The sequence below is a fragment of the Kitasatospora sp. GAS204B genome, from assembly GCF_029892155.1.
In the GTDB taxonomy this organism is placed as follows: domain Bacteria; phylum Actinomycetota; class Actinomycetes; order Streptomycetales; family Streptomycetaceae; genus Kitasatospora.
Window position 1 is genome coordinate 163612 of the sequence record NZ_JARZAG010000014.1, and the last position, 26218, is coordinate 189829.

Sequence of the window (26218 nt, forward strand, 5' to 3'; positions counted from 1 at the left end):
AGAGCCCGGCCATGAGACCATAGGAGGAGCGTGCGAGGCGTCGGGGAGAACACGCAGGGGCCTGCGGATCACGGCGAACGCCTCGTAGCCGCGGGTCAGGCGGCGGCGAGTCATGAGCCAGCGGGGTGCGTTCGACGACCGAGCGTCGGGGGCTGGCCAGTGAACGCTCAGCGGTTGCGTTCGCGCCGGTCCAGGACCTCGCGCAGCTTGCCGCTGCCCGCCGTGCGCTCGAAGGCCGCGGCCGGCACTAGCTCGACGCGCAGCTCCACCAGCTGGTCCCGCTCGACTGCCGCCGCGAGCTCGGCGTAGCCGTCCAGGAACGCGCGGGCTGCCGCGTCGGCGGTGAACTCCGAACCGTCCACGACCTCCAGACGTACCATCAGTGACTCGTTGGCGGCCCCGTCCTCTTCCAGCACGAGCTGCAACGCCCCCCGGTGGCCCAGTGCCTCCTCGGCCACCGTCGTGAAGCGGCGGTAGTTGAGGAAGTGGCTGCCGCTGCGGAAGATGTCGCCGAACCGTCCCAGCAGCTCGAAGCGCGGGGTGCGGCGCCCGCACGCGCAGTCTCCTGGCAACCAGCGGCCCAGGTCGCCGATCTCGTAGCGGTCCAGCCGCTGGCCGCGTCGGGTGTGTGCGGTGAAGACCAGCCGGCCCGCCTCGCCGGCCGCGGCCGGGCGGTCCTCGTCCAGGTCGAGGATCTCCAGCGTCTGCAGCCCGCTGAACAGGTGGTGCGCCCGGGCCGGGGTGTGTGCGCACTGGTAGCCGAGCGGCCCCGCGTCCACGCTGCCGTAGGCCGCCGAGCGGATCAGTTCGACCCCGAACTCCGCGCGCAGCCAGTCCTGTTGAGCCTTGGGGAAGTGCTCGCCGCCGAAGAAGACCTTGCGCACGCCCCGGTAGGCGCGAAGCTCCACCGCGCCCTCGGTGAAGACCCGCAGCAGATAGTTCGGCATGCCGAAGAGGGTGTCTACCCGGTGCTCGACGATCGAGCGGGCGACCAACGCGTGGTCGTCCTGGGCCGCCATCGGGAACTGCACGGCCTGCAGGGTCTCCAGGACCGAGTAGAAGCTGAGGAACCCGCCGTAGAGCAACCCGCCGAAGAACAGGTTCATCGCCCGGTCGGTGCGCGGCTCGAAGCCCGCCGCCAGCAGGCCCTCGGCGCCCGAGCGCATGTGCTCGTGGTAGTCGTCCCAGGCGAAGGCGGAGAGCTTGGGCGCGCCGGAGCTGCCGCCGCTGCGGAAGAACACCTCGGCCCGGCTCAGGTCACCCTGCAGCTGCTCGAACTCGGTCTTGGCGGTCACTGCGACCTGCGGCGGGGTCAGCTCGCGGGCGCCGACCAGGTCGTCCAGGCAGGCGTCGGTGGTGAACCGCTCGTCCAACTGGACGTCCACCCGGCGGCTGTAGCGCTGCAGCGCGTAGACGCCGTCGTGCGGCTCGCCGTTGTAGGAGCTCAGCATCTGGCCGGGGACGGTGACCCGCTGGGCGCCGGCCGCAAGCACCTGGCCGGCCAGCACGGCGGTGTCGGCCCGTTCGGCGCCGATGCCCACGGTCTGCAGGTAGCGGCGCATCGGGCGCAGCACCTGAAGGATCCGGGTGCGGGGCAGCGGCTTGACCCAGACCGTGCGGTGCAGTGGGGAGGCCCGCATGGCGCTGCGCAGGTCGGCCAGCACGTGCCAGCTGCCGTCGGGGGCGGCGTGCACCCGGGTCAGGCCGAGGTGCTCCTCCAGGCCGGCCACCAGCACGGTGTTGCTGATCTCCGCGCTCTGAAGCAACTCGGGCGCGCGCGGAGCGAATTCGGTGACCGCCTCGGCCAGCACGGCGGCGAACCGCTCGGCGAAGGCGACGACCTGCTCGGGGTCCTCGGTGTCCAGGTAGACCAGCTGCGGGCTGGAGCAGGCCTGCTGGTCTAGGCGGCAGATGTCGGCGGCGATGCCGCGCAGCGCGGTCGGCTCGGCCCAGGCGTCCGCGGTCAGGTAGGCGAAGGAGAGCTTGGGGCCCCAGTCGACCAGCCGGCAGCCGGCCGGCACCAGCGCGGCCACCCCGGCCAGCGCCTCCTCGCCGCCCCAGGCGGCGACCGCGTCGGCGGGGGCCAGCAGCTTGGCCAGCCACTGGGTGCGCGCGGATGAGAAGGCCAGCACGATCGTCCGGGCGGCGATCGCCCCGCTCGGATCGAGGTCGGCCAGCTCGGCCAGCAGCAGCTGGGTGAAGCGCGAGCCGCCGCTGGTCTTGGCCGCGTTGATGTTGCCCGCGAGCAGGCCCTCGATCACGCTGAGCGCACCGGCGGCGGGCGCGTTGCCCGGCGCGACGTGCACCAGCAGGCCGATGGGCAACCAGCCCTCGAAGATCTCCCGGCGGAAGTCGAAGCGGGCCAGGCGGCCCGGGTCGATCCCACCGAGCTCGCGCAGCAGCTTGGCCTCCAGGGCCTCGCGCTCCAGCGCCTGGGCGAGGTCGCGCAGGGTCCGCTCGATCTCGTCGGCGGATATCTGACTGTCCGCCAGCTCCTGCTTGAGCGCCTCGGACTGCCGGCTGTTCGGGTCACGCAGCGCGGCGGCCAGCAGGTCGCAGGCGGCCAGCACGGTGAGTGGGCTGAGCCGGGGCTCGGCGAGGACGGCGCGGACCCGCTCCTCGATCACGTCCAGCCGGCGCCCGGCCTCGGCGTCGTCGACGAACTCGCCCTGCCAGTAGTGGATGGGCGCTTCGGTGGGCAGCGAGGCTGGTGCGGCGCTCCTCATAGAGGTCGGTGCCGCAGTCGTCGCGGAGGTCATGACGGGGTCCCCTTGAGCAGTTCGGCTGCGGCGATGGCGCAGCTGCGGTTACGGCTGAGTCCGGCCCGCCCGTGCACGGCGAACCAGGGCGTGGGCAGGCCACAGCCGCACTCCTCGGGTGCGTGCTGCGAGACCAGGTCGCCCATCAGCACGGACTGGGCGGGCACGGAGGTGATGTAGGGCGAGACGAACTGGGCGTAGCCGCGCTCGCCGAGGCCCAGCGGCTGGAGCGTGCGCACGTCGCGCACCAGCAGCCGCGACCAGGTCGGCACGTGCAGGCGGTGGTTGGCGCACTCCATGTAGAGCACCGAGTGCTCGACGGCGCCGTAGCCGTCCCGGATCCGCTCGTCCGGGATGCCCAGCTGCTCGTGGATCCGCCGGTACAGCTCGGGCTTGGCAACTTGCCTGTCGGCGTGGCCCTTCCAGCCTCCGCCGAAGACCACCAGTGACCTGGGGTTCAACTCGATCGGCGGCAGGCCCAGTTCGCGCATCCGGTCCAGGGTGAAGGAGAGGAAGGCGGGGAACCCGAGGATCCGTACCGGGGCTCCCTCTTCGGCGTAGCGCAGCAAGGCGCGCACGCAGCCGAACGGGTCGAACTCGTGTCCGCCGCCGGTGTGCTTGAGCGCGTACTCCACCGAGCGGACCGGCGCGAAGTGGCACAGGTACTCGTCGGTGAACGAGGTGCCGAGGTTGAGGCCGGGGCGGGGTTGGTAATTGGAGAGCAGGTAGTTGACCGGCTCCTGGTCGTCCAGCCAGCCGTAGGAGTCGAAGACCCGGGCGACCATCCGCTGACCGCTACGCAGCGTCCACTCGTCGAAGAACATCTGCGACTTCTGGCCGGTGGTGCCAGAGGAGGTCACGTGCAGCTTGACGTCCTGCTCGGCGATCGAGACCACCTCGTGCGCTTTGAAGAAGTTGGCGTGCACGAAGGGCAGTCGGGCCAGGTCCTCGACGCCTTCGAGCGGCTCCTTGGCCGCCTGGCTCGCGGCCCACAGCTTGGCGAAGAACGGCGAACGGGCCGCGTGCCAGGCGTTGGACTCGTTCATCGCCAGGGCGAAGAGCCGGTCGTGCTCGGCACAGACGGCGTAGGGCTCGGCCAGATCGCAGAGCCGCTGAACGTTCGGCAGTGCCTCGGGGTCCGGCACCTGCACCGGGTCGAGGTATCGGCTGTACAGGTTCAATGGAACACCTCCTGTGTGTTGAGGTAGTGCTGCTTCCACAGCTCGATGTACTGCTCGGTGAAGGGCTGGAAGGCCGCGTCAATGGACAGGCCGCGGAAGTCCAGGGGCTGCAGGCTGCGGGCCATCACCACGTAGTCGCGCCATCCCTCGCCCTGGCGCCGCATCGCGGGGTAGGCGGCGGCAGGCAGGAAGCCGCGGGCCAGCAGCAGCCGCAGGTCCTGGTAGCGGTCCAGCGGCAACAGCGCTTCCAGGTGTGAGGCGCCGTGTGCCGCCAGCGTGGTGATGACTGACTCGAAGTCCTCTGCCAGATCGGTCAGTTGTGGCTCGGTTGCGGCGATCAGTGCGCAGTAGCCGTCCGAGCGGTTGAGCTGGGCGTAGACCTCGAGGGTGCCGTCGACAGCGCTGAGCAGGACATTTGGGGTGTGGAACGGGTAGAAGCGCTGGCAGGGGTCGGGGATGGTCTCGGTGAAGCGGCGCAGGGCGAAGTGGGGGGCATCCACGAGTTCCATGTCGCGTGGCCGTCGGTGTGTGCGGTCGGTGGGCGACGGCGGCGGGGGCTCTGTGACCGGGGGAAGCTTCTGCTCTGGCAGGCCTACCGAGTTGTGCAGCGCGTTGACCAGTGGTTCCAGTTCGGCGGGTATGGCGGGAACGGGCAGGCGGCGCTCCAGTACGCCGGGGCGGTGCTTGGCGAGTAGCACCATGGTCTCGTGCCGCTCGGCCTTGTGCAGGTTGGGGAAGATGCCAAGGGCGCGGAACCCGGCGCTCAGGCAGATCCGCTGGGGTGCGGTGGAGGTGGTGCGCGCGGTGCCGTAGATGGAGTCCGCGGCGCCTTCCTTGCCGAGTAGTAACTCGCTGAGCTGGTGCACCGCTTGGCGGGCCAGGCCGGTGCCACGGGCGTCGGGGTGGATGGCCAGTCCTTGGAGTTTGCCCAGTCGCTGGTGGCGGTCGACAGTTCCGATGATGGATCCCACGATCCGCGCGCTGCCCGGCTCGCGTGCGGTCAGCCAGGTCGTCTCGGCGCAGGAGATCTCCCGGGCCATCACTGCGGGATCTGTGCCGAGCGGCAGGGCGTAGCTGCCTCCGTAGACCTGGCGGTAGAGCGTCAGCAGCTCGTTGATGTCTTCGGGTCGGGCCGAGGTGAAGTGTGGGGTCAAGGTGTCTCCACGGTGCTGGGATTGTGTCCAAGGCGCAGGTGAGCGTGTGCCGTCCTCGGCGCAGGGGGCGCTGCCGTGGGTGGGGCGGTGGTGCGGCTGGACGGGAAGCGGACCCTGCCGGCGGGGAAAGCTCCTGGCGGTCAGTGACGGTCCGGGGTTGTTCGGGTGGTCTCGCCAGGTGGGCTCTGCCGAGGGTCATTCGTGTAGCTCGCCCTCCTGGCGGGCGAGCTGCACTTCGGCGCTGACCTTTTTGAGGGTCAGATCGGGGAGAATCTCCGGGAGTCGGGAGGTGAAGTGCTGCTCCTGGCGGGGCTGCAGAAGGCGTGTGCCGATAGCGGAGAGCATCTCGAGCACCGCGAGGGAGTCGCCTCCCAGCTCCTGGAAGTGGCTGTGCGGGTACAGCGTGCGGTGATCGATGTCCAGGATCTGGGCCCAGATCCGTGCCACCTCGTCGATGACCGGCGGGCTTTGTGGCGCCGGGCCGTTCGGGTTCTGAGGGCTCGGCTCGTCCTCAAGCGGGTGCGACGGTGCGGGAAGCACGAAGGGGTCGGGCAGAGCGTGCAGGTCGGTCTTGCCTGCGATGGTGTTCGGCAGGTCGTCGACGGGTAGGACAGCCGTGGGTACCAGGTAGGGCGGCAGGTGCCGTGCGAGGTGGGCGCGTAGGGTGGCACCCAGGTCGCCGCTCGGGTTGCCGGCGGTGGGCACGACGTAGGCGCACAGGGCGGGAGCGCCGGTGCGCGGATGGGAGCGTACGGTCACGGCCGCGCGCAGCACGCCGGGGTGACGTTCGAGGGCGGTGACGACTTCGGCCGGTTCGATCCGGTGGCCCGCTATCTTGACCTGATCGTCGATGCGTCCGACGAATTCCAGTTCGCCGCTGGGCAGTCGGCGGGCGAGGTCGCCGGTGCGGTAGCTGCGTCGGCCGGCGGCGTCCTGGGGGAAGTGCTCGGTGTCGAGGTCGGGGCGGTGGAGGTAGCCGCGGGCCAGTTGCGGCCCGGATATCCAGAGTTCTCCCATCGCTCCCGGGCGTTCGGCGACCGGTCGGCCCTGGCGGTCCATCAGCTCGATCCGGACGTGGGGACTGGGGCGTCCGATCGGGATGGCGGCGCCGCGCTCGCTGCCGTCCACGACGTGGGCCATGCACCCGACGGTGGCCTCGGTGGGGCCGTAACCGTTGATGATCCGGCAGTGGGGGCCGAAGCGATGGCGGGCCCGCTGGGCGGCGGTGCGGGTGAACTGTTCGCCGCCGACCAGGAGGGCGCGCAGGTGCCTCGGTTCCAGGTCGAGGCGCTCGATGAGCTCCAGGTGGGTGGGGGTGATGGCGAGGGTGTCGGCCCGGTGGCGGTGCAGCAGGTCGTGCAGGGCGGCGCGGGTGGGTTCGCCGGGCATGAGCAGGCTTGTGGCGCCGGCGAGCATCGGGACGAACAGTGCGATGCAGGAGATGTCGAAGGAGAGGGAGGACAGGGACGCGAAGCGGGTGTCCTTCGTGACCCGGCACAGCTCGGCGGCCCAGCTGAGGAAGGAGGCCAGCGAGTGGTGCTCGATCTGGACGCCCTTGGGGGTGCCTGTTGAGCCGGAGGTGTGGATGACGTAGGCCAGGTGCGCCGGGTCGGGGTCGGGCAGTTCGAGTTCGGTCTGGGCGTGCGGGGTGTCCTCCACCGCCAGCAGCGGGCACGGGGTGCCGGGGGTGAGCGGTGCGATCAGCTGGCGCTGGGTCAGGCACAGGCGTGCGCCGCTGTCGTGCAGGATTTGGTGGATCCGGGCGGTGGGGTGGCGCGGGTCCAGCGGGACGTAGGCGGCTCCGGCTTTCAGGATGCCCCACAGCGCCGCGATCCCGTCGGGGGTGCGCTCGACGACCAGGCCTACGAGGTCCTGGGGCTGGACGCCGGTGCGTAGCAGCTTACGGGCGACGGCGTCCGATCGGCGGTTCAATTCGGTGTAGGTGACGACGCCCTCTGGCCCATCGAGGGCTGACGCGTGGGGGGTGCGGGCCGCCTGCTCGCGCAGCAGGCGGACCACGGTGGTGTGCCGGGGGGGTGGGCCTTTCGCGGTGATCGGGACCGGTGGCTGGCAGAGGGTCGCGGCGGTGGCCGGCGGGGCCATGTCGGGGGCCGGTGGGCGGGAGCAGGCGCTCGCTGCTGGGAAGGCGGCGAGGAGTGCGTCGAGCAGGCGCTCGGCTCTGCCGGCCAGCGGGGCCCTTCCTTGGATCCCGACCGTCAGCTCGGTGCCGGTGGGGGTCTCCACGATCACGCAGGACACCGGGACCAGAGGTGCGTGGACGGGCAGGGCGTAGACCGAGGTGGCTCGGAAGCCGGCGCCGGTGTAGCGAGCGGGGTCGATGCGGCCCAGGTGGGAGACAACGGCTGACGCCAAGTGGCGCTCGCGGCGCTCGGCTGCGGCCCGGGCCCCCGCCAGCAGCAGGGCAGATGCCGGCAGCGGGAGCTTGGCGAGGGGGGTTTCGAAGCCCTCGGCCAGCTCCTGCTTCCCGGCCAAGGCGCGCAGCAACTGCCCTTGTGTGTCCTGCCAGTGCGCTCCGCGGGCCAGATCCAGGAAGACCGGCAGGCTGAGGTTGGCGGTGGAGGACAGCTCGCGGCGGTGGCGCCTGAGGTCGACCGGGACCATCACCCTGGCCGAAGGGGCCCCTGTGGCGTCGGCGACGGCCCTGGCCAGGCGGGCGGTGCAGGCGAGGTGATGGCCCGTCAGGGTGTGTCGGCGCCACAGGGCGGCGCGTGGTGCGCCCCGGCGGGCGGTGTCCGGGCCCGCGGCCAGCGGGGAGGGCTGGTCGAGCAGCAGGGTGGGGCGCTGGCCGGTCCGTCCGAGTTCGGCGAGCAGGGTGTGGTCGGTGTGCGTGCCGTGGGCCGGGCTCGGCGGCTGCCCACGCAGGGCCTGGAAAACCGCCCCCGTCCAGGTCAGGGCGCCGTGTCCGTCCATCACCGCGTGCAGTGCCCTGAAGGCGAGCGTGCAGCGCTCTCCCGGGCCCGGCAGCAGGACGACTTCGCAGCTGGGGCCCGTGCGGGGGTCGAGGCCGTCCTGCAGTACCGCTGCGTGTGCGTGCAGGATGTCGGTGCTCGAGGCCGTCGGCATGATCCGCACCCGCGGGGGGCGCCCGCTGTCGTACCAGGTGCGGCCGTCGGTCACCAGGCGCGTGCCGGGGCAGGCGTCGGCCGCAGCGGCCACCGCCTCGCACAGAAGGCGGGGGTCGGGGATGCCCTCGCCTTCGACCAGCAGCTGCAGCACGAGCGGGGGGCCGAGCCGGCCTGCGGCCAGATAGAGCCGTTCGGTGGGCGCGACCGGGCGCTGGAAGTAGACGCTGCGCGGCCCGTGGGCCTGGGCGCCTCGATGGGGGCCGGCGGGTCCCTCGCCTACCTGACTGTCGTCGTTTTGACGTTCGGTCACCTGGATCCTTCCTTAACGAGTGGGGTGGCAGGGGCCCGGCTTCGTGCCGCGCTGCTGGACGGGCCGGTCAGTGTCTTCGCCCGGTGCCACGGCCCGCGGGCCGGACCTGGGGGCTCTTCGAGCCGAGGGACGGATCGGCGTGAGCAGGCAGGCCAGCCTCTACGGGTGGCCGGCGCGCCACCCGCAGGCACGCAATCGTCGTCGAGGATCGCTTCGGCGTCCGGGGTGTTCAGCGCACGGACGCCTACGGGATCCGGGCCAGGGCCGCCAGCACCTCTGGGAGGTACGGCGCCAGCGGACCCAGGTCGGTGGCTCGGGCGAAGGCCGGATGGCCGCGGTAGCGGTCAAGTTCGCGCAAGGCGTGCAGGCCGTAGTAGCCCGGTTGGCGGCCGGCCGACGTGTCGGGGGCATCAGCTATGTCCCGCCCGGCCACGATCGCCGACAGGCTCGCCTCGAACAGGTGGTGGCACTGCTGCACCCCCCGCAGCACGACGTCGTGGTAACGGGCGTCGGGGGGCAGGGGGAAACGCTCCTCGGCCAGTACCCGGCCGGTGTCGATCCCACGGTCGACCTCGTGGAGGGTGGCTCCGTACTCGGGGTGGCCGTGGAGCAGCGCGAAGATGACGGCCACCGAGGGCAGTCCCCGGTGCTGCGGGAGCAGACCGTTGTGGATGTTGTAGATCCGCAGGCCCGAGTCCACGAGCGCCGGCCCAAAGATCGTCCGGTTGTTGATGGACCACACGATGCCGTCCGTGCACCGCTCAACGATCCAGTGGGCCTGGGCATTGATGTCGGGGACGTGCTGGCAAGCACCAGCAGCGGCTTCGCGGCCCGCGTCCTTGGGGTCGTCCGAGCAGACCATGTCGATACAGTGACCGTTGGTGAGGGCGAACTCCACGGCCCGACGCAGCAGGGCACCTCTTCCCACGAAGATCATGCCGGACCTGCGGGCCACGGGCGGACGGCGGCGTTGCTGTGTGCGCGGACCGAGGTGTCAGTCGCCGGTGCCCGTCCTCGCGGCCTGCCCAGAATGGGTCTTTGGCTCGGAGCCGCGAAGCTTCGGAGGGTTGGACGTGAGCCGTTGTCAGAGGATGTCAACTGCAGGTGCCTTCCGTTCTCCTCGTGCCAGGCCTTCGGGGTGCCGTTTGCGTCCCGGGGGTGCCTCAACCCGGCTGCCGATAGGTGAGCGCCTCGACCCCACCGATCGAGTCGACCCATTCCACGAGCCGGCGCAGGCCGCTCTCCTGGTCCGTTTCGGGGGTGTAGCCGAAGGCTTCGCGGGCCGCGGTGGTGTCGTAGGTGCTGGAGCGGGTGAGCAGGGCCACCGAGTAGCGGCTCAGGGGTGGAGCAGTGGTGGCGGCCAGCTTCGGTAGCCGCCACAGCATGTCCGCCGACCTGGCCAGTGCGTCTGTGACCTGCGGGTGGATGCGCCTGGTGGGCGGGGTGGCGTGGAACAGTGCGGCCAGGCGGGCCAGGAACGCCCACAGGTCGGTGCGCTCGCGGTCCGCCACGAAGAAGGCCCGGCCGCCGACGTTCGCTGCGGGTGCCTGGGCGGCGCGCAGGCAGGCGGATACGGCATTGTCACTGTGGCACAGCGACACGAGTACCTGCTTGCCGCCGGATAAATCGGGCAGCCGCCCGGCCCTCATGGCCGCCACCATCCGGGGCACGAATCCCCTGTAGTCGCGCGGTCCCCAGATCCCCCGGGGCCGCAGCGCACAGGTGGTGAAGGCGAATTCGTCGGCAGCCAGAACCCGCTGTTCGGCGGCGGCCTTGGTCTCGGAGTAGAAGTTGAGCCAACGGTCGGGGTAAGGAGTGCCCTCGTCGATGTCGAGCTGGTCGCCGCCCTTGACTCCCATCAGGGCGCTGGGACTGCTGACGAACACCAGGCGGCTCACCCGCGAGCGTCGGCAGGCGTCCAGTAGCCGCTCGGTACCGCTGACATTGGCCTCCCAGAACTGGGCGCGGGTGCCGATGTCGGAGACCCGGGCCGCGCTGTGGTGCACCACGTCGATGTCCCGGGTCGCCCGCAGCAGGGATTGGCTGTCGCCAAGGTCCCCGTAGACCAGGGACAGGCCAGCGACGGCGCGCAGTCCGGTGATGTCGCTGCCGACCCGTACCAGGGCCCGTACCTGGTGCCCCTCGCGGATGGCGCGGTCCACGAGGTGACCGCCGAGGAACCCGGTGGCGCCGGTCACCAGGATCCTCATGCCACACCGTCCTTGGCGGTCGGTGACAGGGACCGCCACCAGGTGGCGCCATACAACATGGTGAGCGCGATCGTGGCCCCGGGCCGGCGGCCAGCCGCGCGCCCTCGTGGCAGGGCCACCGGTATTTGGGCCGCGTGCACCACCACACTCAGGAACGCATCGATCCACCACAGCACGGACAGCGGTATGGAGTCGACGGGGTGGACCGCGCCGAGCAGCAGGTAGGCCCAGCCTGCCAGCGGGATCGTCCGCAGCGCCCAGCGCCGACCCTGCGGCTGCAGCTGGCGCTGTGCCCAGCGGGCAAGCTCCTCCCGCCCGATCTTGGCGTTGTGGCGCACATCGACCGGGAAGGCGCGGTGGCGCAGGAACTCCCCCAGGCCCTGAGTGACCGGGTTGGCCGCGGCCAGCGCGTGCAGTTCGTCCCGCACGCGCCGCCACTGGCGCCGGCCGACCCCCGGCTGGGTCTCCACGCACACCACCGGTCGCTGACGGTCGGCCTCGCCGACGCCGACCAACGCGCTGCGCCGCACCAGGGGATGGGCGTTGAACACTCCCTCACAGCGCACCGTGTGCAGGTCACCTGCGCCGGTGCGCACCCGCTGGCTCTTGCGCCCGCAGAACCACAGCCGACCCATGGCGTCCAGGTAGCCCAAGTCCCCCGTGCGGTGCCATATCTTGGCCGGACCGCGGGGGCTGTCGTCGTGGATCTTGTGCAGGCGGTCCGCTGCGGGCGCGGCATGGTAGCGGCGGCTCACCGCCGGCCCTGCGACCGTGATCTCGCCGACCTGCCAGGCCGAGTGTGCTTGCACCTCCGCCATGGACGCCACCGGCAGATCGGTGACTGGGATGATCCGTACCTCGATACCCGCAAGAGGTCGGCCCACACAGGTGCCGTCTCCCAGCGCGCTCAGGTCCGCCGACTCATGGAGGATCTGCGCCGACTGCACGGAGGAGATCGGCAGCGCCTCGGTGGCACCGTAGGTCACGTGGACCGTGGCGCTGCTGTCCAACACGGCACTCAGCTTCGCCACCAGCTCGGCCGGTACGGGGGCGCCCCCAGACACTACGCAACGCAGTGCCGGCAGTTCGGCGTTGTGGCACTCCAGGTGCTCGGCCAGGACGCGCAGCAAGGCCGGTGAGGCGAACATGGTGGACACATCGAAGCGGGTCAGCGCCGCCACCAGCAGGCCGGGGTCCGCGTGCGCCACCTTGGCCGGTGCTACCGGCGCCAGGACCAGGGTGGATCCAAAAAGCAGATCCAGAATCCCGTACAGGGGCAGTGTCACCAGCGAGACCTCCTCGCGGTGACGCCCGTGGGCGGCCTGGATCTGACGGGCCATCGCGGTGGCCATCGCGTGGGTGTACTCCACGCCCTTGGCGGGTCCGGTACTGCCGGTAGTGAAGCCGATCATCATCAGGTCGCTGCCGCGTATGGTGCGCGGCTGGTGCTCCTCGGCGGTACGCCGGCGAAGTCCCTCAAGGGTGTGGCCGCCCCAGAACCAGCGCCGGCCCAGCGTCACCGTGATCCGGATCGAGGCGAAGGTCCGCCATCCCAGGACCCGCACGGCGTGGGCGATCGGCGGGCCGATGAAAGCCTCCGCGCCCACCGTTCGGTAGCAGTGCAGCATGCGCCGCACCCCCATCCCCGGGTCCACCACAACCGGCACCGCGCCAAGGCGGAACAGAGCGAAGGCGAGCGCGAACAGCTCGGGACCGGGGGCGGCCATCAGCACGGTCCGCATGCCCTTGGTGATGCCGATCGCGGCCAGCTCGTTCGCCAACTGCTCAACCTGGGCCTGGAGTTCCTGGTAGGAGAGCTCCCGGTAGCGGACCTCGCCGCCGGCGATGCGGCCATCGGGTGAAATGATCGCGACCTTGCTCGGGAAGGCATCGGCATTATGCGCCAATTGGTCGGCCAGCGAGTCCTGCGATTCGAGACGGTAGTGCGCCAGCGATGTCACAGTGCGGTGTCTCCCGTTTCCAGCGGGGGCCGGTAGCTGGCGCATGCCGCGCTCAGCCCCGCCCCGGCGGTGACGAGCAGCAACTGCTCGGTGCCGGCGGGCAGGCCCGCCGCGGTAGCCTGCAGGTAGCCCAGGACCGGGCCCGCGGTATGCGCCTCGCCGGTGCCCTCCATCGAAGGACCAGGCGGGGCGGATGCAAGCACCTGGGCCGCGTCCAGATTCAGACAGGACGCCAACCGAGCGCCGAAGTCCGGCGCCGGGCGGCCGCAGAGGACCAGCGTCCGAGCCAGATCCAGGCCCTCGGCGCGGGCGTAGTCCGCGACAACCGAGGCGGTGAACTCGAGCAAGCGCTCCTCCCGGTCCGCATCCCGCACCACAGTGACCACCGCACGGCCGCCGGCCCCCATGGTCGCGGTCTCCAAATGGCCCGCAACCGCGGGATCCCCCTGCCGGCTCCACGTGCGCACCCGTCCGAATCCGCGGTCTGGTTGCGTGCCGCGTTCCAACAGCAGCGCGCCACCCAGATCCGCGTACGGGTACAACGGGTCATCGCCGGCACAACCGCCGGGGTGAACGTCCGCGGCCGTCACCAGAACCCGGTCGCAACTCGCGGTCTCCAGCAACGCCTGCGCCACCTGGACGGCGTTCAGCACACCACAGGCGCCGTTCATCAGATCGAAGGAGAACGCGGCAGGGCCGGGATTCGCAAGGTAGTCCAGGTTGATCCCCACCTCCTTCTGGATCAGCGCGGCCATGGCCGGCTCGAAGGTATTGGCCTCGCGATAGACGCCCACGTTGATCAGCGCGCCGACGGACTGCGGCGCCAGCCGTGCCGTGGCAAGGCAGTCGCGCGCAGCCAGCGCAGCCAGCCCTACCGCAGTGCACCCGCTCTGCCCAGCGGGAGGCAACACACCCGAGGCCGCCGTGATGACAGTGGTCACAGGTCACACCCCCAGGGTGGAGATCGTCGCGGACAGAGCACCGGTCACCACGCCCGAGGCGGCAGGAACCAGCAGGAACTTGGCGCCCTGGCGAGCGCTGCCCGCCTTCAAATGCTGCTGAAGCGTCAGGAAATGCGCGGTCGAGGCAGTGTTGCCAGTCCACGCAACGACATTCAGGGAGGGCGGCATCGCCACACCGAACTCCTCCTCCCCGGTAGCGTTGACGAACTCCACGAATCGGGTACCGACTTGATGCTGAATGATGTAGTCGAAGCCCTCATCCGCGAACGTACGTCCCTGCTTGGCCAGCAGGTCCCCGTGAAAGCTCGGCCACAGCCGCAGGCGGTCCCTCGTATGCATCTGCTTGTTGTCCGTATAGAGAGCGATGCCCTGGGTGCGGTCACTGGGCATCCCCATGCACAGATGCGCGTACTCCGCACACGTCATCAGGTCCACGTAGTGAATCCGATCGGCCTCGTCCACCGACTCGTCCAGGATCACCGCCGCCGCCGAGTCGCCCACCGACAGCGAGGCAAACTGCGGGTCATAGGAATCGGTCAGCTCCACCGCGGCGGTCTCGGAAATCTTCGTGGCCTGCTCGCCACTGACCACCAGACCATTACGCACCACACCCGCGCGAATCATCCGGTCCAGCAGGTAGACGCCGGTCATCATCCCGGCACAGGCGTTGGACACGTCGAAGTGGATCGCAGCATCGGCACCCAGCTCCTGCGACAGCATCCGGGCGAAGGAGGGCTCGAACGTGAACCGGCCGCCGTCCTTGAAACGGGTGATCGAGGCAGAGATGACCACATCCAACTCGGCTGCGGCATAACGAGAGTTGGCCAGGCACTCACGCGCCGCCTTCAGCGCCAGGCCATAGGAGTCCTCCCCCGCCTGCGGCGAAGGGTCGTAGACCCTTCGCTCGGCCACACCGGTGATCCGCTCCAGATCGACATCCGGGGTGCCGCTCACCCTCGCAAGGAGGTCCGCGGTCGACAACACCGTCGGTGGCAGATATGCCCCCAGCGCCTCGAACCGGCTACTACGCGTACTCGTCGTCATCGTCCCTCTCCATCTACGGTCTACCGGTCCAAATGCGCACCCCATGTCAACAACGCATGCCCGATACAGCCGGGACCGGCGCAACGCAGGAACGACGGACCCGGCGGTTCAGCGCGAAAAGCGAACAGGATCCCCCGGGTCGCCCGCGCAGGACTTCGCCCTCACCGCGCCCCCTGCCCGCCCGCCGCCTGGACCGGGCTCTGCCACATCCCCTGGGATACAGCGCTCCCGCGCGCAGTCCAAGCCGCTACCCGCACGCTCCGCGCGGGACCGCGCAGACTCCCTCAACGGTTGCGCTGCCCGCGCAGGAGCCAAGCAGCCCCGAGAGCCCTCACCATCGACCCTTCCCACCCAGTGCCATACAGGACCGGTGATCAACTTATCCACCGCACAGCACCAACGGACCCGCAGAAATGCCACATCCGCCACCGACCAAAGTCGATGACGGGCGCGGCTCGTGGCCGCGAACCAAGCGACGGGAGCGCATGGGACTATCAGGATTCCGGCTCTGTTCCGTAGTCGGTGACGCTGCGTCTCCGGCTGCAATCATGGGAGATGGATGGTTCCAACTCTCTTGTGAACGTGGTGTTTTCCGGGTTGTCGGCGTTGGTCGTCGAAGATGTGGTGGGTGGCGATGAGGTAGTCCGGGTGACGGCCCGGACCAGGGACGTCCCGGTGCCGTGCCCGGTGTGCGGGGTGCCGAACGCGAAGGTGCACGACTGTCACGGGCGGACGGTGGCGGACATGCCGGTGGACGGCCGCCGGGTAGCCGTCCGGATGAGAGTGAAGCGGCTGGTCTGCCCGGTGCTGGGCTGCCATCGGCAGACATTCCGGGAACAGGTCCCCGGGCTGCTGGAGCGCCTTCAGCGCCGTACTACCCGCCTAACCAGGCAAATCTCGCAGGTGCTCAAGGAGTTATGCGGCCGGGCGGCCGCCCGCCTCACACGAGCTCCAGCGATGCCGGTCGCCTACACCGCCGCCCTGCGCCTGCTCCAGCGCATCCACACTCCGTCGAGACCAGCGAGCGGATCGACGTCCTGCCGGACGCGGTGCAGGTCAGCAACAGGTGGCGCCTGTGGAGCAACCTGTGCGGCAAGGTCCTGGCCGAGGTTCGCTCCCACGCCGGCTGCTGGGCCACCGTCGTGGACCCCGCCCGGCCCGCAGGCGTACGCGAGCAGACCACCCGCGCGCGCTGGCAGCGGGTCCATCATCTCCTCGACCAGGGCGTCGGCCTGCTCGAATGCGCCCGCCGCCTCGACGTCGCCCTGAACACCGTCAAGCGCTACGCCCGCATGAAGGCTCGACCGCGCCGCCGTCGACGCCGGACTCACCCTCCCGTGCCACAACGGCCGCAGCTCGGGGGTGATCTGTGGCCGGCCCCAGGTGCCGCGCGGGCCGGATCTGCTCGGCCGGCCAGGCCTCGGAGTGCTCCCGCTCCACCCACGCTTGGCGACCGGCCCGCAATTTGTAGAACTGGAGAACCGGGCGAGGGCACGAACTGGCGGTGCGCCGTGCGCTCGCCCTTGTCCACGGACGTCCGTTCGCTGCGACCGACTCGGGTGCCGCCGTCTCTTCGGGCTCGCCAGGCGATCGGACACCTATCCACTCTGCGCCTCTCCGCGCTCTCCTCACGAACTCGGCGACGCCTCCGTGGAGGCCGGGACCGCGCTGCTCCAGGAACTGCTGCCATGTCCGGCGTCCGCCCGCTGGCGCTCGATCCGAACACCGCTGACGTACGAAGTCGTGGGCGCCCGGCAAGCACGCCGCCGGGCGCCGTCACACGCCCGGCGAGGTGTCAGGCCGGAGTGATCGCGTTCCACGTCAGCTCACGCTGGTAACCATGACGCCAACCGCGGGTGTGGACCGGGTCAGTTCGGGGGTAGTCCCCGGCCGGGGACATGGCGTCAACGTTCTGACCGCTGTCCCAGAAGGACTGCAGCGCGCTGGCGCCCCAGTCCTCTCCTCCTCCCCAGGACCACAGCTGGGCGTTCGCGCCCAGGCTCGAGGCGCCGGGGACCTCCATCACCACTGCGCCCTGGTTACCGCCGGTGTACGCCATCACCTGTCCCTTAGCCAGGTTGAGCAGCGTGAACTGGGATGAGGCGCCGAGCTCCATCCACATGCAGTAGGGGTTGGCGGTGCTGATCGGCTGCAGCCAGACCGACTCGTCGTTCGGGCTGGCACACAACACGTAACCATGGAAGGTGCCACTTTCGATCATGACCGTCCCGGGAGCGGCACTTGGGGCGGCCGAGGCGGCGGGCGCCCCAGCCAGGCACACCGCAGTGAGTCCAGCGGCTGCGAAGGCGGCACTGAGGGGGCGTCGGATGGCAGAGCCACGGCGAAGTCGTGTCACGAGGGATCACTCCTGCAGCTGGTCGGATGGCGAATGTGTTCGAGGGCACAGCCCGCACCTGGATGTGGTGGAGTGCCCATTTCCCAAGCCTGCAATGTGCACGACAAAGCTTGGGAATGCAGACACTACAAGCACCCCCGCATGTGCGGTATGGATATTCCGGCCACTCCCCCCCCGGGGGGGGGCGACAGCGCCGCTTGAAGGTGAGCCCTCCCATTCGATGGCCCCACATCGGCACTGCTCCCCCACTGGGACCTGGCTCTTCGCCCAGGACATCGAGTGGCCGCGCAGTGCACCCTCATGACCCGAACGGGAGAACCGGGGCGTCGACGACCCGACATGCCCCAGTCACAGGCCGACACGCTCGGTGGCCTGATCACGCCCCTGAGTGATCGATCCCTGGAGCTTGAACGTTCATCTGCCGACTGGCCGGGCACTGCCCGCTGCTGCAGTGCTCGGCCAGGCGATCCGCTTGGACATCGACTCCAGGATGAAGCGGGTCCACGGGGAAGCTGACACGCCGTTGCACAGCGCCCTACCCTGGTGCCGCCGTCGCTTTCACCCTGGGCGCCATGGGATATCAACTTGACCCCCGGGCTTGCGGGTAGGGCGCGGCTGACTGCCGCGTGGCCTCCCACGTCCGAGTCACCTACCCCGCGATCCACGCGGCCTCGCCCCTGCGGGCGATATTGCGGGATGCATTGTGGTCCGCGTGCATGATCACACCGCAGGCGCGGCACGCGAACGTCGCTTGATCGACGCGGTTATGGCGCCCTCATGCCACCTGGTCGCTCGCGGACGGTGCTTTCGAAGGGATTTCGCGAGCACCCAGGCAACACGAACCGGGGCTTCGCACTGCTCAGGACCACCGCGGCGCTGCCCCCGGCTGCCGCATGTCCATTCTCGGCCGAAGGCCGTGGCTGCGGCAACGGACCGTGGGGAAGGCCGTACGGGGAGCCGCAGGTTCACCGATCCACGGTTCTTCGCTGGCGAGCGCAGCTGCTGCGGTCTCTGACCGTCCAGCGGCGCGGGCCGGGGTTCCGGCGCCAGGGCGGGCCGCTGGCGGAAGGCGAGGTGGGCCGTCGCCGCAGCCCGCGCGCATGCGGCCGGTCGCACCGCGAGGCGCGGTTGATCGGTGTTGTGCCGGATGCCAGCAGGCCGCCCTGTACGGCGGGGATCAGCGAGATAGCTGGGCGACGCGGGTGATCACTTGGGCGGTGCGGGCTGCCGCCTGCTCAGGAGCGGGGGTGCCCTGGACGATGTGGCTGATCGTCAGGCGGATCGCGGTGTCCGCTGCCAGGGAACGCGAGTGCGCGTCCATGGCGGGCCAGGCCTGGGCGAGGTAGGCGTCGAGCATGGTGGCGGCAGTATCGAGGAGGGGTTCAGGCCGGGTGGTGAGGTGGTCGAGCAGGTCGCGATCGCCCCTGTGTTCGACGCTGACGATGGCCTTGACGAGCGGATTGTCGGCGGCGTGCCGCAAGGCGTAGGAGATGGCCGCGTGCGCCGCGCTCTCGAGGTCCTCGCGGTGGGCGTCGAGTTGCTCCTGCACGCCCAGCAGGAAGCGTTCGGCCTCGCGCAGGATCAGGGCCTGCCCGAGGGCGTCCTTCGAGCCGAACTCGGTGTAGACGGTCTGCCGGCTCACTCCTGCGGCCGAGGCGGCGGCGGCCATCCGCAGCCCGCTCCAGCCGTCGGCCGATACGAGGTCATAGGCCGCGTCCAGCAGGCGTTCCCGGAGCAGGGAGCGAACGGTCTCACGGAAGCGGGTCATTGGCGTCAGCATAGCGAATCCGCTGGTCCGCCCCACGAAGCGGGTCCGCAGTTGCCGCCTGCCGCAGCTCGCACAATGGTTGACATATACGGCCTGTGTGTCTAGTTTCTGGACACTCAATCTAATTTTGTCCATCCAGGTGAGAGGGAGAGCATGGCAGCGGTGAGCATGGAGGCGCGGGCGTGGCGGTGGCATGACCGCAAGCGATACCTGTGGCCGCTGGGTCTGGTGGTCCCGCTGTTCCCGTTCCTGGCGTGGGCCCTGGTGGATGCCACCGGGCTCGGCCTGTTCTGGTGGACAGGGGCGCTAGTCGTCTACGGGCTGTTCCCGCTGCTGGACCAGCTGTTCGGCAAGGATTCGCACAATCCTCCCGACAGCGTCCTGGCGTACCTGGAGCAGGACCGCTATTACCGGTGGTGCACGTACCTCTTTCTGCCCCTGCAGTATGTCGGCCTCGTCGTGGCCTGCCGGCTGTGGAGCGCGGGAGGGCTGTCCCTGCTCGACAAGACGGGGCTGGCCGTCACGGTCGGCATGGTCGCCGGCATCGGCATCAACACCGCGCACGAGCTGGGACACAAGAAGGACACCCTCGAGCGCTGGCTCTCGAAGATCGCTCTGGCTCAGAGCGGTTACGGCCACTTCTACATCGAGCACAACCGCGGCCACCATGTGCGGGTCGCCACCGCTGAGGATCCGGCCAGCTCCCGCCTGGGAGAGACGTTCTGGCGCTTCCTGCCCCGCACCGTCACAGGCAGCCTGCGCTCGGGCTGGCAGCTGGAGAGGGCGCGGCTGCAGCGGCTCGGCAAGCGGCCCTGGAGTCTGCGTAATGACGTGCTCAACGCCTGGGCCATGTCGCTGGCAGTGTTCGGCATCCTGGTCATCGTCTTCGGAGTTGCCGTCCTGCCCTTCCTGCTGCTGCAGGCGGTCATCGGCTTCTGCCTCCTGGAGGCGGTCAACTACCTGGAGCACTACGGCCTGCTGCGCCGCAAGACCACCAGTGGACGCGACGAGCGCTGCACCCCCCAGCACAGTTGGAACAGCGACAACATCGCCTCCAACGTCTTCCTGTACCACCTCCAGCGGCACAGCGACCACCACGCGAACCCCACCCGGCGTTACCAGGCGCTGCGCCACGATGAGCGGGCCCCGGAGCTGCCCTCGGGCTATGCCACCATGATCCTGCTCGCCTATCTCCCCCCGGTGTGGCGCCGTGTGATGGACCACCGGGTGCTGGCCCACTACGCCGGCGACGTGACCCAGGCGAACATCCAACCCGCCAGGCGCGCCGCGGTCCTTGCCCGCTACGGGGCCGCCCGATGAGTCGCTACCGCTGCCCGTGCTGCGAGTACGTCTACGATGAAGCCGTCGGCGCGCCCCGCGAGGGCTACCCGCCCGGCACCGCATGGAGCGCGCTGCCAAGTGACTGGGTGTGCCCCGACTGCGCGGTGCGGGAGAAGCCCGACTTCGCGCCCACACCGGACTGAACGCTTGCGCCAACCCGACGAAGCATGTCAGTCCGGGGCAGGCCCCAGGTTCACCCGGCGAGCACGCAATTTTCCGTCCGCGGGGAGCGATTTTTCGCTTATCTTCGCCAGCGTCAGCCGGCCGTCGCGCAAGCGGAACGCACTGGACGTGTACTCGGCGCAGTTGCGGGACTGCTTCCGGGACTTGAACGTCGGGCATGAAGCCTGCTTCGCCCAGAAGTTGGTGAACGCTTCCTGCACGTGCCGAAGCGTCTGCTGCAACGGGACCGACGACACCTCAGCGAGGTAGGACAGTTCCTCGGTCTTCTTCCACGCTGTCAGCATCGCGCTGGTGGCGCTGCAGTTGACCCGATCCTGCCGCTGCTGCCACGCGGCAGTACGTGCCTCAATCGCCAGGTTGTACACCTTTTTTCCTCACGCAGCCCAGACGCCGGGCCGCCTTCACAGCGAACCGACCTTCCCCCACCCCGCCACGCGGGAATCCAATCCCTCCCCGGCCCAAAGCCCGGGGTTTCCCTGGAGGTAACCGATGAAGAGCTGGCAGTGCCTGGTGTGCGGCTGGATCTACGACGAGGAACACGGCTGGCCCGAGGAGGGCATCGCAGCCGGCACCCGCTGGCAGGACATCCCCGACGACTGGTCCTGCCCGGACTGCGGAGCTGCCAAGGCGGACTTCGAGATGATCGAGATCACCCGTGCCTGAGCCGATGGTGGTGATCGGCAACGGCATCGCCGGCTCCACCGCTGCCCTCACCCTGCGAGCCGAGGGGTATCGTGGCTCGATCGTGTTGATCGGCCAGGAGCCTGATGCCCCGTACCGCAGGCCGCCGCTGTCCAAGGGCTTCCTGCGCGGCGAGATGGCAGCACAGAGCTTGCGGTTGTACACATCGGACACCTGGACGCGGCTGGATATCAAGCTGCTTACCTCGACCACTGTCGCCGCCATCGACACGCGGCGGCGCACCGTCGACCTCGGTACCCGCGCGCCGTTGCCCTACGACCGGCTGTTGCTGGCTACTGGGGCGTACCCCCGCCCGTGGCCCTCGGCGCACAGGTTGGCGGGCGTCCACACGCTGCGTACCCTGGGCCAAGCTCGTGCCCTGAGTAGGCAACTCACCCCGGGCGCCCGTCTCCTGGTGATCGGGGCCGGGATGATCGGCCTGGAGGTCGCCGCCTGTGCCCGTGTCCGGGACTGCCAGGTCACCGTCATCGAGGCGGCGCCGCACCCGCTGGCCCATCTTCTGCCCGCGGAGGTGTCCGCCCCTCTCACCGCGTTGCACCGCGCTCGAGGTGTGGGGCTGCACACCTTCGTTCATCTGCAGGATCTGAGTGCGGGCGACAACGGCGTTCTGACCGCGACCGACCGGTCCGGGCGCAGTTGGGAGGCCGATGTTGTCGTGGTCGCAACCGGCACGCGTGCGAACGCCGAGCTCGCCGGGGAAGCCGGGCTGGCCGTCGATGACGGCATCGTGGTGGATCGCTACTGCGCCACCAGCGAGCCGGGCATCTTCGCAGCCGGCGATGTCACCAGTCAGCCCGATGCCCTCCTGGGCGGCCACCGCCGCATCGAGCAATGGGCCAACGCCCAGGAACACGGTGTCGTCGCGGCCCTCAACATGTTGGGCAAGCCGATGGCCCATGTGCCGCTGCCCTGGTGTTGGACCGATCAGTTCGGCACGAAAGTCCAGATCTGCGGATGGCCGCTGGCCGCCGACCGCACAAGGCTCAGTGGCGATGTCGACGCCCGAGACTTCACCGCGACCTTTCATCGCGAGGGGCTACTGATCGGCGCGGTCTGCTTCAACCGCCCTGCCCAGTTCCGCGATCTGCGCCACCAGATCACCCTCACGCTCCCCGCTGTGGACGGGGATGGCCCCGGGTGAACCGGCGGCCTTGCAGTGCTGTTTGACGGTCGGCGGCCGAGCCCGTGCTTCACGCCCAGGATCTGGGAGGTGTCTTCCTGCGCCTGTTTGCGGTGTCATTCGGCCCCAGGGTCGCGACCGTCCGCCGTAGGGACGCCGATGGGCGGGCCGGGCTGTGCCCGGCGGCGGGCCGGTTCGCGCCCGGCGGGCTGCTCGGCGCGTTCGCCCGGACTCACGCTCAGGGCCGGGAAGCTCTGCGGCTGCCCGCGCTTGACCAGCACCTCCCTCCCCTCGTGCAGCAGCCGCACTCCCTCACCCTCACGCACGGTGTAGGTGACCTCCTCACGGCCGATGTCGACCCTGATCAGGCTGTTCCGCACGCGCAGGCTGAACGCCAGGCGGGTCAGCCCGGCGGGCAGCAGTGGCCGCAGTGCCAACGCCTGTCCGTAGTCGCGCAATCCGCCGAAGCCCGCCACCAGCGCGAGGCAGGCACCGGCCAGCGAGGCCATGTGCAGGCCGTCGCGGGTGTTGCCGCCCAGGTCGTGCAGGTCCATCAGGGCGGCCTCGGCGGTGTAGTCGTAGGCCAGGTCGAGCTGGCCCACCTCGGCCGCCATCACGGCCTGGGCACAGGCTGAGAGCGAGGAGTCACGTACCGTCAGGCGCTCGTAGTAGGCGAAGTTGCGGGCCTTCTGCTCGGGCGTGAAGGCGTCGCCGCGGAACAGCATGGCGAGCACCAGGTCGGCCTGCTTGACCACCTGCTTGCGGTACAGGTCGAAGTACGGGTAGTGCAGCAGCAGCGGGTACTTCTCCTGCGGGGTGTTCTCGAAGTCCCAGACCTGGTGGTCGGTGAAGCCGTCCGCCTGGGGGTGGACGCCGAGCTTCTCGTCGTACGGGATGTGCATCGCCTTGGCCGCGTCGCGCCAGGCGGCCATCTCCTCGGTGTCCACCCCCAGGGCGGCGGCCTCCAGCTGGTGTCCCTGGGCGCACTCGGCCGCGGCGCGCAGGTTGGCCTGGGCCATCAGGTTGGTGAAGACGTTGTTGTCGGCGATGGCGCTGTACTCGTCGGGCCCGGTGACGCCCTCGATCCGGAAACGGCCCTGCGCGTCGTGGTGGCCGAGCGAGCGCCACATCCGAGCGGTCTCGACCAGCAGCTCCAGGCCGTAGCCGCGCTCGAACTCCACGTCCCCGGTGACCCGGACGTAGCGGACCACGGCGACCGCGATATCCGCTCCTATGTGGAAGGCCGCGGTGCCGGCCGGCCAGTACCCGGAGCACTCCTCGCCGTGGATCGTTCGCCATGGGAACACCGCGCCGGCCAGGCCCAGTTGGGCGGCCCGCTCGCGGGCCAGCGGCAGCGTGCTGTGCCGCCAGCGCAGCGCCTGGGCCACCGCCGCGGGTAGGCAGTAGGTGAGTACCGGCAGCACGAAGGCCTCGGTGTCCCAGAAACTGTGCCCGTCGTAGCCGGGGCCGGTCAGCCCCTTGGCGGGGATCGCCCGCTCCTCGATCCTGGCGCTGGCCTGCAGCAGGTGGAAGAGCGCGAACCGGACCGCCTGCTGGAGTTCGACGTCACCGTCGATCTCGATGTCGCTGGAGTCCCAGAAGTCGCCCAGGAACTCCTTCTGCTCGGCCACCAGGCCGTCCCAGCCGGAGTAGCGGGCGGCGGTGATCGCCGCCTCCACCTGGTCGCGCACGGCCGGCAGCGAGCGGGTGGCCGACCAGCCGTAGCCGATGAACTTGGTGACCCGCAGCCGCTGGCCGGGCCGCAGCACCGTGGTGGCGCTGACCCTGGCCTGGTCGCGCCGGGCCTCGGAGGTGACACTCACGCCCTTGGGGCCCTCGATGAGGTGGTCCATGCCGGCCGCGATCCGCAGGCCGCTGAAGCGGGTGCGGTGCACCAGGGTGGCGTTGGTGCCGTGCGCGTGGTGCGCCTCGGCGACCAGCGGCGCCTCGAACACGGCGGCCGCCCGCGGATCGCTGCTGCCCTCGGGGAGTTGCTCGTTGGCGACCAGCTCGGACTGGACCACGATCCGGACCGGACCGTCGACCGCCTCGACCTCGTACTGCACCGCGGCGATCGCCCGCTGGGTGAGCGAGACCAGCCGGGCCGAATGGATCTTGACGGTCCGCCCCGCTGGCGAGGTCCACTCGGCCTCGCGCCGCAGCACGCCCTCGCGGAAGTCCAGCGAGCGGCGGTGGCCGCGCAGTTCGCCGTACCGCAGGTCAAACGGCTCGTCGTCGACCAGCAGCCGGATCAGCTTGCCGTTGGTGACGTTGATGACGCTCTGCCCGGACTCCGGATAGCCGTAGCCGCCCTCCGGGTAGGGCAGCGGGCGCAGCTCGAAGACACCGTTGAGATAGGTGCCGGGCAGGCCGTGCGGCTCGCCCTCGTCCAGGTTGGCGCGCAGGCCGATGTGGCCGTTGGAGAGTGCGAAGACGGATTCCGCATGGGCCAGCCCGAGCGGTTCCAGGCCGTGCTCGACCATCGCCCAGGGATCGAAGCTGAAGGCGTTCGCTGCGCTCACTCGGATTCTCCTTCGTCGGCTGGGGGTCGCAGGCAGGGCAGCAGAGGCGCCGCCCGTCACGAGAGCCTGGCCGGGAGGCGAAGCCGCGGCACGCGGCCGGCTCCAAGGACAAGACGGCGTGGGCGGTGCGTTCATGACGGCGCGCAGAGTGCACCCCAGGGGCCCTGCCCGTGTGCCGACGGGGCAGCACCGCATCCGGCCGTACCTCCTTTCACCGGTTCGGAGGCGGTGCCCGCTCCCGTCTGGCCCAGCGGACAGCCCTCGGATCGTCATGACCAGCCTCGGGTGGGCTCCCTCCGGTGTAGGCAAGCTGATGTGGCTTGATCCAGGCCGTCGCTACACTTCAGAGGGAGCCATGCAGACCGGTTCAGTGGCAGTAGTTCTCGGCACCCGCCCGGAGATCATCAAGCTGGCTCATGTGATCCGGATCCTGGGTCCGCTGGCCCACGTCATCTACACGGGCCAGCACTACGACCGGACGCTGTCGGGGGCGTTCTTCGACACCTTCAAGCTCAACAATCCTGACAAGAGCATCCTTGGCGTGGGCGGTGCCTCGCGCGGTACCCAGGTCTCTGCCATCGTCAAGGAGCTGACCGCCATGTTCACGCGCCGCGCCCCGTCGGTCGTCGTCGTCCAGGGCGACACCAACAGCACCCTGGGCGGGGCCCTGGCGGCCGAGTGCAGCGGAGTGCCGGTGGTCCATGTCGAGGCGGGTCTGCGGTCCTTCGACCGGTCGATGCCCGAGGAGATCAACCGGCGGCTGGTGGGGTCGGTGGCCGCACTGCACTGCGTGCCGACCCCGGGCAACCGTCGCAACCTGCTCGCCGAGGGCGTCTCGGACCGCCTAATCCAGCGGACCGGGAACACCGTTGTGGAGGCCACACTCGAGTCGAGACCAAGTGCCGAAATGGCGCGCAGGCTGCTGGGGCGCTACGAACTGGCCGACGACGGCTATGTGCTGGCCACGATCCACCGGCCCGAGAACACCGACGACCCCCAGCGGCTCGCCGCGCTCCTGGAGTCGCTGCACTCCCTGAAACTGCCCGTCGTCTTCCCGGTCCACCCTCGCACCCAGGCGGCCGTACGGCGCCACAAACTGACCAAGCTGACGAACGGCCTGCGCCTGCTGCCGCCCCTGGATCATCCGCGCTTCCTCGCGCTGGCCGCTCACGCCCGGCTGCTGGTGTCCGACTCCGGAGGAGTGCAGGAGGAGGTGACCGTGCTGAAGAAGCCCCTGGTGGTGGTTCGCAACTCCACCGAGCGCCAGGAAGCGGTCGACGCCGGGTTCGCCGTCGTGGTCCAGCCCGGACGGCAACTGCACGACGCGGCCTGCGCCATGATCGACGACGATGGACTGGCGCGCCGCCTGGCCGATACCCCCTCCCCGTTCGGCGACGGGCTCGCGAGCACCCGCATCGCCACCGCGGTGTGCGCGCTGGCCAGCACCGGCGTCCGCTGAACAAGGGCGGGCCCGCCGAACGGCCCGCTTCCCGACGGCGTGCACAGTGCTGTCGGTGCTTGCCCCGCTCCGGGAGACCCGATCAGGCAGGAGCATGAAA

Annotated in this window: 18 protein-coding genes and 2 pseudogenes; 6 read left to right on the forward strand and 14 right to left on the reverse strand. The window is 70.0% G+C overall.

The annotated features are described in order from the left end of the window. Positions 1-167: 167 nt before the first annotated feature. From P3T41_RS20665 to P3T41_RS20705, 9 genes are all read right to left on the reverse strand, one after another. Complete coding sequence (locus P3T41_RS20665) at positions 168-2759, reverse strand: acyl-CoA reductase (RefSeq protein ID WP_280691445.1); 2592 nt, start codon at positions 2757-2759, stop codon at positions 168-170. Then, entirely contained in the window at positions 2756-3940 is a 1185-nt protein-coding gene (locus P3T41_RS20670) for an acyl-protein synthase (protein ID WP_280691446.1), read from the reverse strand. Before P3T41_RS20670 ends, P3T41_RS20665 begins: the two co-directional genes overlap by 4 nt. Continuing rightward, positions 3937-5094: a GNAT family N-acetyltransferase gene (locus P3T41_RS20675; RefSeq protein WP_280691447.1), complete on the reverse strand. Its 1158-nt coding sequence runs from the start codon at positions 5092-5094 to the stop codon at positions 3937-3939. Before P3T41_RS20675 ends, P3T41_RS20670 begins: the two co-directional genes overlap by 4 nt. 195 nt (positions 5095-5289) lie before the next feature. Beyond that, the gene (locus P3T41_RS20680) at positions 5290-8490 is read right to left on the reverse strand and encodes a non-ribosomal peptide synthetase (RefSeq protein ID WP_280691448.1); all 3201 of its coding nucleotides are present in this window, start codon (positions 8488-8490) and stop codon (positions 5290-5292) included. A 244-nt stretch (positions 8491-8734) separates the two neighbouring features. After that, complete coding sequence (locus P3T41_RS20685) at positions 8735-9445, reverse strand: formyltransferase family protein (RefSeq protein ID WP_280691449.1); 711 nt, start codon at positions 9443-9445, stop codon at positions 8735-8737. Positions 9446-9653: 208 nt separating this feature from the next. Further along, entirely contained in the window at positions 9654-10700 is a 1047-nt protein-coding gene (locus P3T41_RS20690) for an NAD-dependent epimerase/dehydratase family protein (RefSeq protein ID WP_280691450.1), read from the reverse strand. After that, positions 10697-12661, reverse strand: coding sequence for a fatty acid CoA ligase family protein (locus P3T41_RS20695; RefSeq protein ID WP_280691451.1), 1965 nt, complete (start codon positions 12659-12661; stop codon positions 10697-10699). Before P3T41_RS20695 ends, P3T41_RS20690 begins: the two co-directional genes overlap by 4 nt. Further along, the gene (locus P3T41_RS20700; RefSeq protein WP_280691452.1) at positions 12658-13602 is read right to left on the reverse strand and encodes a hypothetical protein; all 945 of its coding nucleotides are present in this window, start codon (positions 13600-13602) and stop codon (positions 12658-12660) included. The genes P3T41_RS20695 and P3T41_RS20700 overlap by 4 nt, the downstream gene beginning before the upstream one ends. 3 nt (positions 13603-13605) lie before the next feature. After that, complete coding sequence (locus tag P3T41_RS20705; protein WP_280691453.1) at positions 13606-14667, reverse strand: 3-oxoacyl-[acyl-carrier-protein] synthase III C-terminal domain-containing protein; 1062 nt, start codon at positions 14665-14667, stop codon at positions 13606-13608. Positions 14668-15252: 585 nt separating this feature from the next. On the opposite strand from P3T41_RS20705, the pseudogene P3T41_RS20710 reads away from it, so the two are divergent. Further along, a pseudogene (locus P3T41_RS20710) lies at positions 15253-15962 on the forward strand (transposase family protein); the annotation flags it as partial. Positions 15963-16462: 500 nt separating this feature from the next. Here P3T41_RS20710 and P3T41_RS20715 read toward each other — a convergent pair. The 3 genes from P3T41_RS20715 to P3T41_RS20725 all read right to left on the reverse strand — a co-directional run bounded on the left by P3T41_RS20715 (position 16463) and on the right by P3T41_RS20725 (position 18791). Further along, complete coding sequence (locus P3T41_RS20715; protein ID WP_280691454.1) at positions 16463-16888, reverse strand: hypothetical protein; 426 nt, start codon at positions 16886-16888, stop codon at positions 16463-16465. A gap of 784 nt (positions 16889-17672) precedes the next feature. Further along, positions 17673-17747 (reverse strand): hypothetical protein, encoded by a 75-nt coding sequence (locus P3T41_RS20720; RefSeq protein WP_280691484.1) that lies wholly within the window; start codon positions 17745-17747, stop codon positions 17673-17675. Positions 17748-18200: 453 nt separating this feature from the next. Further along, positions 18201-18791: a TetR family transcriptional regulator gene (locus tag P3T41_RS20725; RefSeq protein WP_280691455.1), complete on the reverse strand. Its 591-nt coding sequence runs from the start codon at positions 18789-18791 to the stop codon at positions 18201-18203. A 153-nt stretch (positions 18792-18944) separates the two neighbouring features. Between P3T41_RS20725 and P3T41_RS20730 the strand changes: the two genes are divergently transcribed. Both P3T41_RS20730 and P3T41_RS20735 read left to right on the forward strand, forming a co-directional pair. Beyond that, a complete protein-coding gene (locus P3T41_RS20730; RefSeq protein WP_280691456.1) occupies positions 18945-20111 on the forward strand; it encodes an alkane 1-monooxygenase in 1167 nt (388 codons plus the stop codon). Continuing rightward, on the forward strand, positions 20108-20275 hold the full coding sequence (locus P3T41_RS20735; protein ID WP_280691457.1) for a rubredoxin: 168 nt from the start codon (positions 20108-20110) through the stop codon (positions 20273-20275). Before P3T41_RS20730 ends, P3T41_RS20735 begins: the two co-directional genes overlap by 4 nt. 93 nt (positions 20276-20368) lie before the next feature. Here P3T41_RS20735 and P3T41_RS20740 read toward each other — a convergent pair. Continuing rightward, positions 20369-20741: pseudogene (locus P3T41_RS20740) on the reverse strand (transposase); the annotation flags it as partial. Positions 20742-20804: 63 nt separating this feature from the next. Between P3T41_RS20740 and P3T41_RS20745 the strand changes: the two are divergent. Then, a complete protein-coding gene (locus P3T41_RS20745; RefSeq protein ID WP_280691458.1) occupies positions 20805-20978 on the forward strand; it encodes a rubredoxin in 174 nt (57 codons plus the stop codon). Then, on the forward strand, positions 20971-22158 hold the full coding sequence (locus tag P3T41_RS20750; RefSeq protein WP_280691459.1) for an FAD-dependent oxidoreductase: 1188 nt from the start codon (positions 20971-20973) through the stop codon (positions 22156-22158). The genes P3T41_RS20745 and P3T41_RS20750 overlap by 8 nt, the downstream gene beginning before the upstream one ends. 95 nt (positions 22159-22253) lie before the next feature. Here P3T41_RS20750 and P3T41_RS20755 read toward each other — a convergent pair whose 3' ends face one another. Next, complete coding sequence (locus tag P3T41_RS20755) at positions 22254-24659, reverse strand: glycosyl hydrolase family 65 protein (RefSeq protein WP_280691460.1); 2406 nt, start codon at positions 24657-24659, stop codon at positions 22254-22256. A gap of 271 nt (positions 24660-24930) precedes the next feature. Here P3T41_RS20755 and wecB point away from each other — a divergent pair, with 271 nt between their 5' ends. Next, positions 24931-26118 carry a UDP-N-acetylglucosamine 2-epimerase (non-hydrolyzing) gene (gene wecB / locus P3T41_RS20760; protein ID WP_280691461.1) on the forward strand — a complete coding sequence of 396 codons (1188 nt, stop codon included), beginning with the start codon at positions 24931-24933 and terminating at the stop codon, positions 26116-26118. The last annotated feature ends 100 nt before the right edge of the window (positions 26119-26218 follow it).